Annotated in this window: 11 protein-coding genes, 1 tRNA gene, 1 other RNA gene and 1 pseudogene; 6 read left to right on the top strand and 8 right to left on the bottom strand. The window is 53.9% G+C overall.

All coding sequences use genetic code 11. The features are described from left to right. Positions 1-13: 13 nt before the first annotated feature. Both dnaX and ffs read right to left on the bottom strand, forming a co-directional pair. The gene (dnaX, locus tag HMPREF0372_RS11045) at positions 14-1,759 is read right to left on the bottom strand and encodes a DNA polymerase III subunit gamma/tau (protein WP_007492300.1); all 1,746 of its coding nucleotides are present in this window, start codon (positions 1,757-1,759) and stop codon (positions 14-16) included. Between the two features lie 99 nt (positions 1,760-1,858). Beyond that, an RNA gene (ffs, locus tag HMPREF0372_RS19230) (signal recognition particle sRNA large type) lies at positions 1,859-2,123 on the bottom strand. 191 nt (positions 2,124-2,314) lie between these two features. Between ffs and HMPREF0372_RS11040 the strand changes: the two genes are divergently transcribed. Further along, positions 2,315-2,390: transfer RNA gene (locus HMPREF0372_RS11040), tRNA-Ala, on the top strand. Between the two features lie 544 nt (positions 2,391-2,934). Here HMPREF0372_RS11040 and HMPREF0372_RS11035 read toward each other — a convergent pair. The 6 genes and pseudogenes from HMPREF0372_RS11035 to HMPREF0372_RS11015 form a co-directional block, all read right to left on the bottom strand. Beyond that, positions 2,935-3,540, bottom strand: coding sequence for a tyrosine-type recombinase/integrase (locus tag HMPREF0372_RS11035; protein WP_226923653.1), 606 nt, complete (start codon positions 3,538-3,540; stop codon positions 2,935-2,937). Between the two features lie 24 nt (positions 3,541-3,564). Continuing rightward, a pseudogene (locus tag HMPREF0372_RS21335) lies at positions 3,565-3,660 on the bottom strand (tyrosine-type recombinase/integrase); the annotation flags it as partial. Then, positions 3,661-3,879, bottom strand: a complete 219-nt coding sequence (locus HMPREF0372_RS11030; protein ID WP_007492291.1) for a hypothetical protein — start codon at positions 3,877-3,879, stop codon at positions 3,661-3,663. 48 nt (positions 3,880-3,927) lie between these two features. Continuing rightward, entirely contained in the window at positions 3,928-4,515 is a 588-nt protein-coding gene (locus HMPREF0372_RS11025; RefSeq protein WP_080568035.1) for a site-specific integrase, read from the bottom strand. Continuing rightward, positions 4,476-4,754, bottom strand: coding sequence for an N-terminal phage integrase SAM-like domain-containing protein (locus HMPREF0372_RS20655; RefSeq protein ID WP_227127338.1), 279 nt, complete (start codon positions 4,752-4,754; stop codon positions 4,476-4,478). The genes HMPREF0372_RS11025 and HMPREF0372_RS20655 overlap by 40 nt, the downstream gene beginning before the upstream one ends. 670 nt (positions 4,755-5,424) lie before the next feature. Continuing rightward, positions 5,425-6,171: a GntR family transcriptional regulator gene (locus HMPREF0372_RS11015; protein WP_007492285.1), complete on the bottom strand. Its 747-nt coding sequence runs from the start codon at positions 6,169-6,171 to the stop codon at positions 5,425-5,427. A gap of 323 nt (positions 6,172-6,494) precedes the next feature. On the opposite strand from HMPREF0372_RS11015, the gene HMPREF0372_RS11010 reads away from it, so the two are divergent. From HMPREF0372_RS11010 to melA, 5 genes are all read left to right on the top strand, one after another. Then, on the top strand, positions 6,495-7,430 hold the full coding sequence (locus tag HMPREF0372_RS11010; RefSeq protein ID WP_007492283.1) for an N-acetylglucosamine kinase: 936 nt from the start codon (positions 6,495-6,497) through the stop codon (positions 7,428-7,430). Positions 7,431-7,452: 22 nt separating this feature from the next. Continuing rightward, the gene (locus HMPREF0372_RS11005; RefSeq protein ID WP_007492281.1) at positions 7,453-8,490 is read left to right on the top strand and encodes an SIS domain-containing protein; all 1,038 of its coding nucleotides are present in this window, start codon (positions 7,453-7,455) and stop codon (positions 8,488-8,490) included. Between the two features lie 142 nt (positions 8,491-8,632). After that, the gene (locus HMPREF0372_RS11000) at positions 8,633-10,951 is read left to right on the top strand and encodes a type A blood N-acetyl-alpha-D-galactosamine deacetylase (RefSeq protein ID WP_007492279.1); all 2,319 of its coding nucleotides are present in this window, start codon (positions 8,633-8,635) and stop codon (positions 10,949-10,951) included. Between the two features lie 57 nt (positions 10,952-11,008). Continuing rightward, positions 11,009-14,245: a type A blood alpha-D-galactosamine galactosaminidase gene (locus tag HMPREF0372_RS10995; RefSeq protein ID WP_007492278.1), complete on the top strand. Its 3,237-nt coding sequence runs from the start codon at positions 11,009-11,011 to the stop codon at positions 14,243-14,245. Between the two features lie 34 nt (positions 14,246-14,279). Beyond that, entirely contained in the window at positions 14,280-15,662 is a 1,383-nt protein-coding gene (melA, locus tag HMPREF0372_RS10990) for an alpha-glucosidase/alpha-galactosidase (protein WP_024723251.1), read from the top strand. The last annotated feature ends 71 nt before the right edge of the window (positions 15,663-15,733 follow it).

The following is a 15,733-nucleotide window of genomic DNA, read 5'->3' as shown; positions in this document are numbered from 1 at the left end:
GTCGCAACTCCTTTTATTCCTGAATGATGATGTTGTCAAACTGCCGGCTGAACGCCAGCAGATCGTCCAGTTTGTCGTGCTCCGCCGCCTGGGCGGGTGCCGCTGCGGCCGGGGCAGCGGGCGCCTTCCCCACCTTGACCGCGCAGCGCGCCGGGACGCCGGTCTGAGCCGAGGCCAGCCGCCCCAGCTCCTCCAGAATGGAGGCTCCGCCCACCATGCTCTTGGTAAACTCGTCCTTCACCCACAGCGTGAGCACCCCGTCCTCCAGCCGCCCCTGCACCATGGCCGGGTTGCTCAGGAAGGGGTAGACCGCAGGAAATTTTCCCCGCACCGCCGCCACCAGGCCGGGCCAGAGGTCGGCCGCGGCGCTCCGGCCGGCTTCTCCGCCGGTGGGCGCCTCTCCGGCCACCAGGCGGTCCTCAGGAGCTGCAGACGGCTCCGGCGTCTCGTCTACGTCTACCCGCTCCCCCGGCTCATCAGGCAGTGGGGGCCGCTCCTCCTCCCACGGGGGGCGCTCTGCCGGGACTGGCTCCACCCTTGGGGCGGACGGCTCCCGCTTCGCCGGTGCGGACTGCTTCATGGGCTGCCCCGGTACCGCGCAGGCCGCCGGAATCCCCCCCGCCAGCAGCTCCTCCACCCGGGCCAGCCGGGCAGTCAGCGCCGCGGTGCTCTCGTCCAGGCCCGGGTCGCAAAGGCGGATGAGGCACAGCTCCGTGTCCGTCCGGCGGTTGCCGCTGCGGGACAGATCTGCGATGGTGGTCTGAAGCAGGCCCAGCATCTGTACCAGCCGGGCCGTCTGGAACTGGTTGGACAGGCGGCGCATCGTATTTTCGTCATAGCCGCCGGTGAGCAGGGCCGCGCCCCCCTGGGGGGCCGTCTTTCGGATGAGCAGATCCCGGGTCAGGGCGGACAGCTCGCCCAGCAGAGAGCCCACGTCCTTCCCCGCGCCGTACAGCCGGGCCAGGGTCTCCAGGGCCCCGGCGGTGTCTCCCCCGCCGAGCTGCTCCATGAGCCGCGCCGTCTCCAGGTTGCCCGCCAGCCCCAGGGCGTCCAGCACCTCCTGCTCCCCGATGGGGCCGGATGGACCGGCGCACTGGTCCAGCAGGGACAGGGCGTCCCGCAGGCCGCCGTCGGCCAGCCTGGCCAGCAGGCTGGCCCCCTCCCCCCGCAGCTCAATGCCCTCTTCCCGGGCCACATAGGCCAGCCGGGCAGCGATGTCGCCGGGGAGAATCCGCTTGAAGGAGAACTGCTGGCACCGGGACTTGATGGTGGCCGGCACCTTGTGCAGCTCCGTGGTGGCCAAAATGAACATGAGGTGCTCCGGCGGCTCCTCCAAAATCTTCAGCAGCGCGTTGAAGGCCGCAGTGGAGAGCATGTGCACCTCATCCACAATATACACCCGCTTGCGCACTGCCGCCGGGGTGTATACCGCCTCGTCCCGCAGGGCGCGCACCTGGTCCACGCCGTTATTGGAGGCGGCGTCCAGCTCCAGCACATCCAGGATGGAGCCGCTCTCAATGCCCAGGCAGGACGGACACTGGTTGCAGGGATTGCCGTCCACCGGGTGTTCACAGTTCACCGCCCGGGCCAGGATCTTGGCGCAGGTGGTCTTGCCCGTTCCCCGGGTGCCGGTAAACAGGTAGGCGTGGCTCAGCCGGCCGGTGGCCACCTGGCGCTTGAGCGTGTCGGTGATATGGGACTGGCCCACCACATCGTCAAAGGTGCGGGGCCGCCATTTGCGGTACAGGGCCTGATACAAGGGCGGTCACCTCAAATCAAATCAAAAAGGAGAGGGGCGGAGGATGCGGAAAGCCGCGTCGCTTCGCCCCTCTCCCGCCGCGTCCGGCGCGTGGCAAGACCGCACACCGGCCTTTGGAGACTGCGCTATACCCGTTACCCAGGCAGCCGGCTCAGGAGCGGGACCCCCGCGGCACAGGTCGCGGTCCGCTTAGTGCTGCTCGGTTCCCCGCCTGACACGGTTCACGGTGCGGCCTTGCGCGGGACCGATCCATCATCGCTGCTTACCTGGGGCAGACAGCACAACGCAGTTCCGGGGGCCGGGATTCATCCCTGCTGTAGCGGGTTGCAGGTACAGGGCACCGCTAACTCCCCGACTAGTGCGGCCTTGCCGCGGGCCGGACGCCTCTGCGCCGTCCGTCGGAAGGCTGTGTTTGATATCATACATCATTTCCCGCCATTTATCAATATCACTTTTCACTTTTTTCAAAAAAGGTCTTTACAACCGGATAAATTATGCTATAATATCTGAGTGTCCACGACAAGAATCTTTCATTTTGCTGAGAGCACTCTGTATGGGCCTATAGCTCAGCTGGGAGAGCGTACGGTTCGCATCCGTAAGGTCGTCGGTTCGATCCCGATTAGGTCCACCATTCATAGAAAACGCCGCAGTGAAAACTGCGGCGTTTTCTCGTTTGACCACAGAAATACCACAGACGGATTTCTGCTTTAACTACTTGACGGGTACCCCCTTTCAGGAGTGCCCGTCTTTTTTGTTTGTGCCAATACTGTTTAGCGCCTCCCAACTAATCTCGTTGGAAGTTGCCGCTATCTCTCAAACAGTCGCATTTTCAGCATAAATCTTCTCTTATATTTTCTGAGAATATTTCTTGACCACAAATTTGCCCATAGACAGAAAAAATCAGCCCGCCGGATGGGCACCTTCCATCGGCGGGCCGGTTTTGCAACATTTCAGCTTGCTTTGCGACTCCATCGTTTCCTTGCTTGGAAGTTTGTCATGGAATGTTCTCTCCGCTCTTCTGGTTGTTTGACCTCTGCTTTCGCGGTATCACGGTCAATCTTTTCCGCCGCCAATTGCTGCATCTCGTCGGTTATGTGGGAATATGTGTTCAGGGTAGTAGCGCTGGATACATAACACAAAATTGTCGGCAGGGTCTTGATGTCCATTCCGTAGGCCTAGGCGTTGGTTGCAAAAGTATGGCACGGACCATGAAATCTCACCCGTTCACATCCCGCATAATCCAAAATTCTGTGCAGGCGCTTATGGGGCGAGGATGGACGCATGGGCAAGTCTTCTTTCTTTGGGGATGGAAACATCCATCGTGAATCCACCTTGGTCTTATACTCTGCCAGCACTCGCCTGACGGATGGCGGCAGGATCATGGTACGAACCGCCGCTTTTGTTTTGGGTTCACAGATGACTACCTCTGATCCGACAATGCTAGCTTGCTTGTCGATCCGCAGCTCTCCAGTCGTTAAGTTCAAATCGTCCCACTGAAGGGCGGCCAGTTCCCTCAGTCGCAGGCCAGTGGCAAACTCCAGAGGGAAGAGTTCATAGTAATTTTCCTCTTTGGCCTGGATGAGTACTCTCTGCATAGTTTCCCCTGAGGGAATTTTCATCTCTTCTCGTTTTGCAGGCGGACACTTGCATCCAATGGCCGGGTTGCAGAGGATCAAATGCTCCTCAGCTGCTTTCTCCAGTGCCTGCCGGCATAGACTGCGGCAACATCGAATCTGGCTGTCAGCAATACCTTTTCCATTGGCATACTCATCTGGCTTCATCCACACACAAATTTGCTGCTTATCATTTTCTGTTAGTTTGTTCAGTGGAATATCGCCTAGCCTTGGTTTGATGTATAGCCGGAGATACCCTTCGTAGGTTCGATGGGTTCTGGGCCGGATTTATGGTTTGCTGTAGGTTTCGTACCAATAGTTCAGACACTCCCCAAATGGCATATCTGCCCGAACCTTGGACGGATTTGCAGGTGCAATGGTGTCTTTCAGTGTTTTCAATTTATCCACGCACTCACCTTTGGTCTTGGCCAGCACATTTTTCGTCTTGGGAAGGCCGTCCTTTCTCAGCTGGGCGGTGCCTTCGCCGTTTTTTGGCTTTCTTCCCATGGCTTCAACTCCTCTTCAAAGATATTTTTAAGAAATTCCTCTACGATCTCAGCCGCCCGCTTTTGTATATCCGTAGTGGTGTGGGTAGGTGTCTTGGGCGAACGCCGACCTGGTATGTCCCAGGATTCCAGACAGAGTCTTTACATCTACACCAGATGCCAACGCATGGGTGGCAAAAGTGTGGTGCAGACCATGAAACCGGATATCAGGCAGCTCCGCCCGTTTTAACAGGGCTTTCAGCCGATCATAGGCAGTACTCGGGTGGGTAGGCTGTTCTGGTTTCCACGGATGGGGGAAGATCCATTCCGTCAGAGCGGACTTTTTCCTCTCCCGGAGCAATTCTACAGTACTGGGCGGCAGGGTGATCGTTCTGGCACCAGCTGATGTCTTGGTATCCCAAGTAGTCAGTTTTCCGCCACGCTCCTCATGTACAGCGCGGCAAATCTTGAGCCTTCCATCATCTGCATCAAAGTCCCTCCACTGGAGGCCGCAGATCTCACCTCGCCGCAGTCCGGTTGTCAGTTCTGTATAGAAGAAGTCATACCAGACGGCATCCTCCCGTATAATCTCCACAAATCGTTCCAACTGCTCATCCGTTAAAATTTGTTTTGCCTCCCCCAGTGCTTCATGGAGCATGGAGTGAATCCCACGGACAGTACTGCTGGCAAGCACTCTCCTGTGGTTCGGTTTCCCTGACGAGCCAGCGTATCATATAACTTTTTAATGTCTTTTCCGGTTATCTGAGTGATTGGCTTGTCTCCCATAAAGGGGACAATGTGGTTCCGCACGGTACCTTCACATCGTCTCACGGTAGAGGGACGAATGTTAGGAGCTATGTTTTTCAACCATTGCTCCAGCCACTGGCCCAGTGCCATCCGACTCTCCTCAGTCAGCTCGACACTCTGATACACCTCAATACTCTGCCGGAGCTTAACTGTCAGTTCCTTCTGGATATCAGTATAGATATAGCGGAAGATGGACTCACCGTTCTCTTTGTGGCCCACTACGGGATGTGCCTTGAAATTAGGGACGACTGGTTCACACACGTAGTCCCTCGGACACCGTTCGGCGCACATCGGCCCGGCTGTGGCTGAGCCCCCCCGGATCAAAGGCAGGGCAGTCTTATAACGGATGGCCTTGCAGCGGAGCTCACCGGCCATGTCCAAAGTCTCCTGTATCTTTCAGCTTTCGTGGCCGTTGACCGTCTCTTTGAAAAGTATCTACGCACCGTGCTCTGACTGCGCCCCATAAGCCAGCAGAAAAACCAACCTCCTGGATCTAATTTAAAAGTTATCCGACAAAAAGTGATTCCCGCACAAAAAAACACGCCCCATGCCGTCCGAAAATGGAATGGCATGGGGCGCAGCTTTATTTTATACCGGCCGAGCATGGGCGGAACTATGGTCGGCCCCGGCCCTTGCCGCCGGTGGCTGGATGCGGAGGACAGCACGTCCTCCCCTCTACAGACTCATATGGCTGGTTTTCCATCTAACCACAGATATCAAAAAACTGTGAGGATAAAGATAACTGGAATGCAATATGTACTCAGCGCTCCCTTTGTTCCGGGAGAGGAATCACCGAGTTGTTTGCCAACTCAATCCGAAACGCATATTTATCGCCGCGGACAATGGATTTTGTATATTCAATCAGGACATTGCCCTCATAGCTGTATCGCTCCAAAAGAGTACACGGAACATTGGATGAGATATGCAACAGCGTTCTTTCTTCTGAGCGCGGCATAACAGGCCGGAATTTTTCCGTGGCCCGATCTGCATGGAAGTTATACTGTTCTCGCAAAAACTCATATAGAGAGCCGCAGGAGAGCGCCTCCGTGTCCAGCGTCAAAAAACGGCTTTGGGGAAGAAAGGTGGTTTCCAGCATCAGAGGATACGTCCTGGCCGAGCGGAGCCGGAGCAGTTTATGGAACACTGTTCCCTCCTGATACCCGGTTTCAATCGCCAAAGACTTATCGGCTTTGACCAGATCATAGTGAATGACAGAATTCTGAATTAGAATATTGCTGCTTTTAAGCGTATCAGTAAACGAGTAGAAATCAGATAGGGGCTGGGTAAATACGAACGGCTTAATATAGGTTCCATTACCCTGGACCGAGTAAAGTACACCGGTTTCTTTCAGCATGTTGAGTGCACGCCGGAGAGTGCTACGGCTTGCGTTATACTTCCGGCACAACTTTTCTTCGGGGGGGAACAGTGAATTTTCCGGATAGAGCCCCGTCTGTATATCACGAAGCATCTCCGTGTAAACGTCTATATAGACCGGCCTTTGAGCCATACCGCACCCCCCGCTTGCCGCTACTTCACGTCACTTCAGATAGCCAATCGCCCCATAGATCCTTACAAGTATTTTTAGAGACTATTACTATTTTGCCAATTATTTTATCATATGGGGAGTGAATTTACAAGGAAATATTTCCCTGTTAAAAAAGAGATACAACTCAGGTCAGTTGTATCGATTCAAAATGCATACAACTGAGGGTAGTTGGCCTATTTTACCCAAAACCATAGACAAAATTAGCAAAAAACTATACAGTATGTACATAAGCAGCCGATCCGCACGCGTTATTACAGTTAAAAGTACCACATGGAGGAGCCAATATGAAGCAATGGTATGTCGGGGTAGACGGCGGAGGCACAAAAACCGCCGTCGCGATCTCCACCGCTGACAGTGTTCCGATCCAAACCATGACCTACCCGACCTGTTCCTATCAGTCCATCGGTATTCCGGAATCCGTTGCCCTGATCACGAAGGTGGTACGGGAGGCCCTCTCCGGGGGCGGGGTAAGCCCACAGGATTGTGCCGGGTGTTGCGTGGGTATGCCCTGTTATGGCGAAAACCCAGCAAATGACCGGGAGATCGTTCGCCTGCTGACGGATGCTCTGACTCCAGTCCCAGTGTATGTTGTGAATGACGGTGAAGTTGGCTGGGCTGGATCCCTCGCCTGTGGGGAGGGAATCCATATTGTTTCCGGCACAGGTTCTATCGCATTTGGACGCGGGTGTGACAAAGAATTTGCCCGCTGTGGGGGGTGGGTGGAGTTTTTTGGGGATGAGGGCTCCTGCTACTGGATTGGTCGGCAGGGAATGAGTCTGTTTTCCAAAGAGGCCGATGGCCGGTTGCCGAGGGGTCCGCTCTATGATCTAGTCCACGGGGAGTTTGGCCTGACGGAGGACTACCAGTTTATTGATCGGATTGTCCGGGAATTTGCCCCCTATCGGGAAAAAGTCGCGGGGTTCCAGCGGTACGTCCTACAGGCCGCCCGGGCTGGCGATACAGCCGCTGCCGCGCTGTATGAAACGGCTGCGCTTGAGTTGGCGCTCATGATTCGCACGCTCAAGGCAAAACTTCGTTTCTCCGCCGAGCCCATCAGCGTTTCCTACTCCGGCGGTATCTTCCATGCCGGAGAATTCATCCTGGCCCCTCTCCGTAAAAAGGCCGAAGAGCTGAACTGCATACTTTGTGAACCCAAATACTCCGCGACCGAGGGCGCGCTCATGTTGGCCATGGAACGGTTCCCTTTATCACCCAGTTAAATGTCCGAAGGAGAATGATGTTATGTTTTTGACCGAAGCTGAGATTCTGGATACCCCGCTGTCCCTGAACTACACCTGCCAATACTTTGAGAAGAACAAAAAAAATCTGGAGCAGTTCTTCCAGGAAAACCAGCAAAAGAAGTTTACCATTTTGGGCTGCGGCTCCAGCTATATGCTGGCGAAGAGCACAGCATCTCTGTTTGCGTCGCTCCCGGGAACCAGCGCAAATGCGATCGCCGCCGGCGACTACATTGTGGACCCTCTATTCTGGTATGAGACGGTGAAGGGCAGCATCGTGCTCCTGCTTTCACGGTCCGGAAAGACCTCTGAAATGGTATGGGCCCTGAAGCACATCAAAGAGGCTCACGGATGTCCAGCGGTGTCCATCACAACGGAGGATGGGAATGATCTGATGCCCTTGTGCGACCTGAACCTGACGCTGAACTGGTGCCATGATGACAGTGTCTGCCAGACCCGAACTGTCACGAACCTGTATGCCTCCACACTGCTTCTGGCGGCGGAATACGCAAGGGATGACCGCCTCCGAGAGAGTGTCCTGGCAGCCATGCGGGAGAGCACCTCGTTTCAGCTGAAGTACCGGCCGGTGCTGGCCGAGATCGCAAACCTTGATTGGGACAATGTGGTGGTGCTGGCGGACGGCCCCATTTGCGGCATCGCGGAGGAGGGCGCCCTCGCCTTTACCGAGATCTCCATGCTGACAGGCCGCTATTTCCATCTGCTGGATTACCGTCACGGGCCTATCGTGGTCAGTGGAAAACGGACTCTGACTCTCGCGTTGCTGCGGCCCGGTGAAGAAAAGCTCCAAAGCGCTATGATGAAAGATGTGATTCAGCGCGGCGGCCCTGTGGTCACGATTTCCCACTGCACAGAAAATAGGTACGACGCGGCAGCCCATATTCAGATTCCGGAAGTCGGCGAGTTCGCCGCATGGGGCATTCTGTTCATCTATGTCGCGCAAATGACAGCTCTGCTGAAAGCAATTGCCCTAGGCGGAAACCCCGACCAGCCCAAGGGCCTGGACGCCTACATATCCCTGTAAATTTTTCTTACAAGGATCGTTTGCCTTGTCTGAGAGAAACGATTTGAAAACAGAGGGGAGAGGATAGCTCCAAATATGAAACTGCCGGATCAGGCGTCGTTAACAGGATAAGGACGGACTACAAAGGAGGAATAGAAGGGATATGAGAAATCGAAGGAAAGCTGTTTCGCTTCTAACGGGCCTACTCGTGACGGCCCAGTTATTTCCAACCGCGGCGCTTGCGGCAGACTCCAGCGAGTCCGCATTGAACAAGGCCCCCGGATATCAGGATTTTCCCGCCTATTACAGCGACAGTGCGCATGCCGATGACCAGGTGACTCACCCGGACGTAGTTGTCCTGGAAGAACCGTGGAACGGCTATCGCTATTGGGCCGTTTATACGCCCAACGTGATGCGGATCTCCATCTACGAAAACCCGTCCATCGTTGCCTCCAGCGACGGAGTGCATTGGGTAGAACCGGAGGGGCTTTCCAATCCCATTGAGCCGCAGCCACCCAGCACCCGCTACCACAACTGCGACGCTGATATGGTCTATAACGCGGAATACGATGCCATGATGGCCTATTGGAACTGGGCGGATGACCAGGGCGGAGGCGTTGGGGCCGAAGTCCGGCTGCGGATTTCCTATGACGGCGTACATTGGGGCGTCCCCGTGACTTATGATGAGATGACCCGCGTATGGTCGAAGCCCACCTCCGACGCGGAGCGTCAGGTTGCGGATGGAGAGGATGACTTCATTACCGCCATTGCTTCTCCAGACCGCTACGATATGCTCTCTCCCACTATTGTCTACGATGACTTCCGGGATGTGTTCATCCTGTGGGCCAACAATACCGGCGACGTGGGGTATCAGAATGGTCAGGCGAACTTCGTGGAAATGCGTTATTCGGACGACGGGATCACCTGGGGTGAGCCAGTCCGCGTCAACGGCTTCCTGGGGCTTGACGAGAATGGGCAGCAGTTGGCCCCCTGGCATCAGGATGTCCAGTATGTTCCAGATTTGAAGGAGTTTGTTTGTATTTCCCAGTGCTTTGCCGGCCGAAATCCGGATGGCTCTGTCCTGCACCTGACCACATCAAAGGATGGAGTCAACTGGGCGCAGGTGGGCACCAAGCCCCTGCTGTCCCCCGGGCCAGACGGCAGTTGGGATGATTTCCAGATCTATCGCTCCAGTTTTTACTATGAGCCAGGCAGTTCCGCCGGAGATGGTACCATGCGCGTCTGGTACAGTGCCCTGCAGAAGAACACCAATAACAAGATGGTCGCGGATTCCTCCGGGAATCTGACCATTCAGGCCAAAAGTGAGGATGACCGCATCTGGAGGATCGGCTATGCGGAAAACAGTTTTGTTGAGATGATGCGCGTGCTGCTGGATGACCCCGGCTACACGACGCCCGCCCTGGTTTCCGGCAATTCCCTTATGCTGAGTGCTGAGACCACTTCCCTTCCCACAGGGGATGTCATGAAGCTGGAAACCAGTTTCGCGCCTGTGGACACCTCTGATCAGGTCGTGAAATATACCTCCAGTGATCCGGATGTGGCGACGGTGGATGAGTTTGGAACCATTACAGGCGTTTCTGTCGGTTCAGCGCGCATCATGGCGGAGACCCGGGAGGGCCTGTCCGACGACCTTGAAATTGCAGTGGTGGAGAATCCGTACACGCTGATTCCCCAGTCCAATATGACGGCAACCGCCACCAGCGTCTACGGCGGGACGACGGAGGGCCCCGCCTCCAATGTCCTCGATGGAAACGTCCGCACAATATGGCATACCAACTATGCTCCCAAAGATGAACTGCCGCAGAGTATCACCGTTTCCTTTGACCAGCCCTATACCGTCGGCCGCTTCGTCTATACCCCACGTCAAAACGGGACAAATGGCATAATTTCGGAGTATGAGCTGTACGCCATCCACCAGGACGGCAGCAAGGACCTAGTCGCCTCCGGCTCAGACTGGGCGCTCGATGCCAAGGATAAAACCGTGAGCTTTGCACCGGTAGAAGCCGTCGGCCTGGAGCTCAAGGCGATTGCCGGCGCAGGTGGGTTCGGTACTGCCGCCGAACTCAATGTGTATGCGTATGGTCCAATCGAGCCTGCGCCCGTATATGTCCCGGTGGATGACCGGGATGCTTCCCTGGTGTTTACGGGTGCATGGAATAACGACAGCAACGGAAGCTTTTATGAAGGGACGGCCCGTTATACCAACGAGATCGGCGCGTCCGTGGAGTTCACATTTGTGGGGACGGCCATTCGGTGGTATGGTCAAAATGATGTAAATTTCGGCGCTGCGGAGGTATACGTGGACGGCGTTCTGGCAGGGGAGGTAAATGTGTATGGGCCGGCGGCGGCTCAGCAGCTTCTATTTGAGGCGGACGGTCTGGCCTATGGGAAGCATACCATCCGCATCGTCTGTGTGTCTCCGGTGGTTGACTTCGACTATTTTTCGTATGTGGGAGAATAAAGCGATTCTAGCAGGCGACTTTCAACACAAAGGATTATAGAGAAGGAGGACTCGGAAATGCGTGTTAAAAAGTTCATATCACTCACGCTCAGTACGATGCTGTGTCTGCAGCTCTTGCCCACCGCTTCTTTTGCGGCGGCGCCTGCAACGGACACCGGCAACGCAGGACTGATTGCAGAAGGTGATTATGCCATTGCCGGCAATGGCGTCCGCGTCACTTATGACGCGGACGGGCAGACAATCACTCTGTACCGCACAGAGGGATCTGGGCTTATCCAGATGAGCAAGCCTTCTCCATTGGGAGGGCCAGTGATTGGAGGGCAGGAGGTTCAGGACTTCAGCCATATTTCATGTGATGTGGAGCAGAGCACCAGCGGAGTGATGGGCAGCGGTCAGAGAATGACCATTACCTCTCAGAGCATGAGCACGGGCCTAATTCGTACCTATGTGCTGGAGACCTCTGATATCGAGGAGGGTGTGGTATATACTGCAACATCCTATGAGGCAGGAGCTTCTGATGTGGAAGTGTCTTGGTTCATTGGCAGTGTGTATGAGCTTTATGGTGCGGAAGATCGTATCTGGAGCTATAACGGCGGCGGTGAGGGGCCGATGCACTACTATGATACGCTTCAAAAGATTGACCTGACCGACTCTGGCAAGTTCAGTAGGGAGAATAAACAGGATGACACGGCTGCAAGTATTCCTGTGTCAGATATTTACATTGCTGATGGAGGGATTACCGTTGGCGATGCTTCTGCAACCAGAAGGGAGGTACATACTCCGGTTCAGGAAACCAGTGATTCAGCTCAAGTTTCTATCGGGTGGCCAGGCAAAGTCATTGCCGCCGGAAGCGTGATCGAAATTGGTGAGAGCTTTGCTGTAGTCCATCCGGGTGACTATTATAACGGCTTGAGAGGTTACAAAAATGCAATGGATCACTTGGGCGTGATTATGCCTGCACCTGGGGATATTCCTGATAGCAGCTATGATCTCCGATGGGAAAGCTGGGGCTGGGGGTTTAACTGGACGATCGACTTAATAATCGGCAAATTGGATGAACTTCAGGCAGCCGGAGTCAAGCAGATCACTTTGGATGATGGTTGGTATACCAATGCAGGAGACTGGGCCTTAAATCCAGAAAAGTTTCCAAATGGAGCCTCCGATGCGTTGCGGCTGACAGATGCAATTCATGAGCATGGTATGACTGCACTCCTTTGGTGGAGACCTTGTGACGGCGGGATCGATAGTATACTCTATCAGCAACACCCTGAATATTTCGTTATGGATGCAGATGGAAGACCTGCAAGGCTTCCTACTCCTGGTGGTGGGACCAATCCCAGCTTGGGATATGCACTTTGCCCTATGGCGGATGGTGCGATTGCAAGCCAAGTTGACTTTGTAAACCGTGCAATGAATGATTGGGGGTTCGATGGCTTCAAGGGAGATTATGTGTGGAGTATGCCTGAATGCTACAATCCTGCACATAACCACGCCTCGCCAGAAGAATCCACTGAAAAGCAATCCGAGATATACCGCGTCTCTTATGAGGCTATGGTGGCCAACGACCCCAATGTGTTCAATTTGTTGTGCAACTGCGGTACGCCCCAGGACTACTATAGTTTACCATATATGACACAGATTGCTACGGCTGACCCCACTTCTGTGGATCAAACAAGGAGACGCGTGAAAGCCTACAAGGCACTGATGGGAGATTATTTCCCTGTTACAGCCGACCACAATAACATCTGGTATCCAAGTGCCGTCGGTACGGGCTCTGTTCTCATTGAAAAACGTGACCTTAGCGGTACTGCCAAGGAAGAATATGAAAAATGGCTTGGGATTGCGGATACAGTTCAGTTGCAGAAAGGCCGGTTTATTGGCGATCTTTACAGTTATGGTTTTGACCCTTACGAAACCTATGTGGTGGAGAAAGACGGGGTTATGTACTATGCCTTCTACAAAGATGGGAGCAAATATAGCCCCACTGGCTATCCAGATATTGAGTTGAAGGGGCTAGATCCAAATAAAATGTATAGGATTGTTGACTATGTCAATGATCGTGTCGTGGCAACAAACCTGATGGGTGATAACGCTGTATTCAATACACGTTTTTCCGACTATCTACTGGTTAAAGCGGTGGAAATTTCGGAACCGGATCCAGAACCTGTTGACCCTGATTATGGTTTCACCTCTGTTGATGACAGAGACGAGGCTCTTATTTACACAGGGACATGGCATGATGACAACAACGCATCTTTCAGCGAAGGGACTGCACGTTATACTAACAGTACCGATGCTTCGGTTGTATTCTCCTTTACTGGAACTTCCATTCGCTGGTATGGCCAGAGGGATACCAATTTTGGCACGGCTGAAGTTTATTTGGACGATGAACTGAAAACAACAGTTGATGCGAATGGGGCCGCAGAAGCAGGCGTATGTCTTTTTGAAGCGCTTGATCTTCCGGCTGCCGAGCATACCATTAAAATTGTGTGCAAGAGCGGAGTGATTGATATTGACCGCTTTGCATATGAAGCTGCTACCCTTGAACCCATCTATGAAAAGGTCGATGCGCTCTCGGATCGGATCACTTATGTTGGGAATTGGGAAGAGTATCACAACAGCGAGTTCTACATGGGAAACGCAATGCGCACAGACGAAGCCGGCGCTTATGCTGAACTGACTTTCCGTGGTACAGCCGTACGCCTGTATGCAGAGATGAGCTTCAATTTTGGCACTGCAGATGTCTATTTAGACGGAGAGTTAGTGGAAAACATAATCCTATACGGCCAGGAAGCAACTGGGCAGCTAATGTTTGAGCGTACGGGACTGGAGGAAGGAGAACATACCATTCGCCTTGTACAAAACGCCTGGAACATCAATTTGGACTATATTTCTTATCTACCAGAGCAAGATCAACCAACGCCGCCGGAGACGACGGTTACTGTTGATGCAATGGACGCCCAACTGGTGTATACAGGCGTATGGAATGATGACTATCATGACGTCTTTCAGGAAGGAACCGCCCGTTATGCCATTAGTGCCGGCGCCTCGGTCGAGTTCGAATTTACTGGAAGCGAAATCCGTTGGTATGGACAAAATGATTCCAACTTCGGTGTTGCCAGCGTTTATATCGATAATGAGTTTGTGCAGCAGGTAAATGTTAACGGAGCTGCGGCTGTGGGAAAGCTTTTGTTTCAAAAGACTGATCTACCAGCCGGTTCGCACACGATCCGCATTGTGTGCGATACTCCGGTTATTGATTTGGATTATTTGACTTATACCACTAAGGCATAATGTTTCATTCCAAATAAAATAGGAGGTTACTCATTTGGATAAAATTACATTTCTTGGCGCAGGCAGTACCGTCTTTGCAAAAAATGTTTTAGGCGACTGCATTACGACGGATGCTATGCGCGAGTTTGAGTATGCGCTCTATGACATTGACCATCAGCGGTTGGAAGAGTCCTATATGATGCTTTCTAATATTAACCGGAACTCTAACGACGGAAAGGCTAAGGTCGTCAAATATGCAGACCGGCTGGATGCTTTACGTGGAGCAAAATACGTCATTAACTGCATTCAAGTGGGAGGATATGACCCCTGTACGATTACAGACTTTGAAATTCCCAAAAAATATGGACTGCGCCAGACGATCGGAGATACGCACGGCATCGGTGGAATGTTCCGGGCACTGCGCACCATCCCTGTAATGTTGGACTTTGCGAAAGACATGGAGAAGGTCTGTCCTGATGCACTCTTCATCAATTATACAAACCCCATGTCCATGCTATGCTTGGCGATGTTCCGAGCCAGTTCTGTCAATACAGTTGGTCTGTGCCACTCCCACCAGGCCTGTGTACCTGAACTCCTCGCCGAGCTTGGCATGCCCTGGGACGGCGTTTCTTACAAGATTTCGGGCATCAACCACATGGCCTGGCTATTAGAGATTAGCCGCAACGGCGAGGATCTCTATCCCATCATCCGCAAGCGTGCCCAGGAGGGACCAATTTACGCCCCCACGCTTGCATTGCGTGAGTTACATCCTGAGTATGCGGACAGAATTCCGTCAGTGGCCGAGCAGTTTACTCCTGATAATCATCATGATATGGTTCGCTTCGAAATCATGAAGCAGTTCGGCTACTTCGTCACAGAATCCAGCGAGCACAGCAGCGAATATTACCCCTGGTTCATCAAAAAGGACCATCCTGAGCTTATCGACCGCTTTCACATCCCTCTGGATGAGTACCCCCGCCGTTGCCGCGATCAGATTGCGCGGTGGAAGCAGCAGGCCGAGCATCTGGTCCACAATGAGAACCTGACCCACACGAGGAGCAGCGAGTACGCCGCCGGCATCATCGAGGCACTGGAGACCGGCAGAACCTTTGGATTTGCTGGTAACGTTCTCAATACTGGGCTTATTGACAACCTGCCCTTCGATGCCTGTGTGGAAGTCTCCTGTATGGTAAACGAGGGTCATCTCTCCCCCTGCCACATGGGGCCGCTTCCCAATCAGCTCGCCGCGCTGAATCGGCGGCAGATCGAGGTGCACCAGCTCACCGTAGATGCCGCTCTCACCAGGAAGAAGGAGTACATCTATCAGGCCGCCATGCTGGACCCCCATGCCGGGAGCGAACTGACCATCGATGAGATCCGCAGCCTTGTGGACGACCTCATACAGGCCCACGGCGACTGGTTGCCGGAGTATCATTAAATAAATGCAAGAGCCACAGGGACCAATGCCAAGGTTATTCGCGCTTGCCCCGCAACTCGTTGAGGAAGAAA

Source organism: Flavonifractor plautii ATCC 29863, from assembly GCF_000239295.1.
GTDB lineage: Bacteria > Bacillota > Clostridia > Oscillospirales > Oscillospiraceae > Flavonifractor > Flavonifractor plautii.
This window is presented reverse-complemented; position numbering and strand designations above follow the sequence as displayed.

Excerpts from the sequence above, each read along its gene's own strand:
- HMPREF0372_RS11035 (WP_226923653.1), bottom strand. The coding sequence starts at position 3,540 with ATGAAGCCAGATGAGTATGCCAATGGAAAAGGTATTGCTGACAGCCAG.
- HMPREF0372_RS11030 (WP_007492291.1), bottom strand. The coding sequence starts at position 3,879 with ATGGGAAGAAAGCCAAAAAACGGCGAAGGCACCGCCCAGCTGAGAAAG.
- HMPREF0372_RS11025 (WP_080568035.1), bottom strand. The coding sequence starts at position 4,515 with ATGCTCCATGAAGCACTGGGGGAGGCAAAACAAATTTTAACGGATGAG.
- HMPREF0372_RS20655 (WP_227127338.1), bottom strand. The coding sequence starts at position 4,754 with ATGGCACTGGGCCAGTGGCTGGAGCAATGGTTGAAAAACATAGCTCCT.
- HMPREF0372_RS11015 (WP_007492285.1), bottom strand. The coding sequence starts at position 6,171 with ATGGCTCAAAGGCCGGTCTATATAGACGTTTACACGGAGATGCTTCGT.
- HMPREF0372_RS11010 (WP_007492283.1), top strand. The coding sequence starts at position 6,495 with ATGAAGCAATGGTATGTCGGGGTAGACGGCGGAGGCACAAAAACCGCC.
- HMPREF0372_RS11005 (WP_007492281.1), top strand. The coding sequence starts at position 7,453 with ATGTTTTTGACCGAAGCTGAGATTCTGGATACCCCGCTGTCCCTGAAC.
- HMPREF0372_RS11000 (WP_007492279.1), top strand. The coding sequence starts at position 8,633 with ATGAGAAATCGAAGGAAAGCTGTTTCGCTTCTAACGGGCCTACTCGTG.
- HMPREF0372_RS10995 (WP_007492278.1), top strand. The coding sequence starts at position 11,009 with ATGCGTGTTAAAAAGTTCATATCACTCACGCTCAGTACGATGCTGTGT.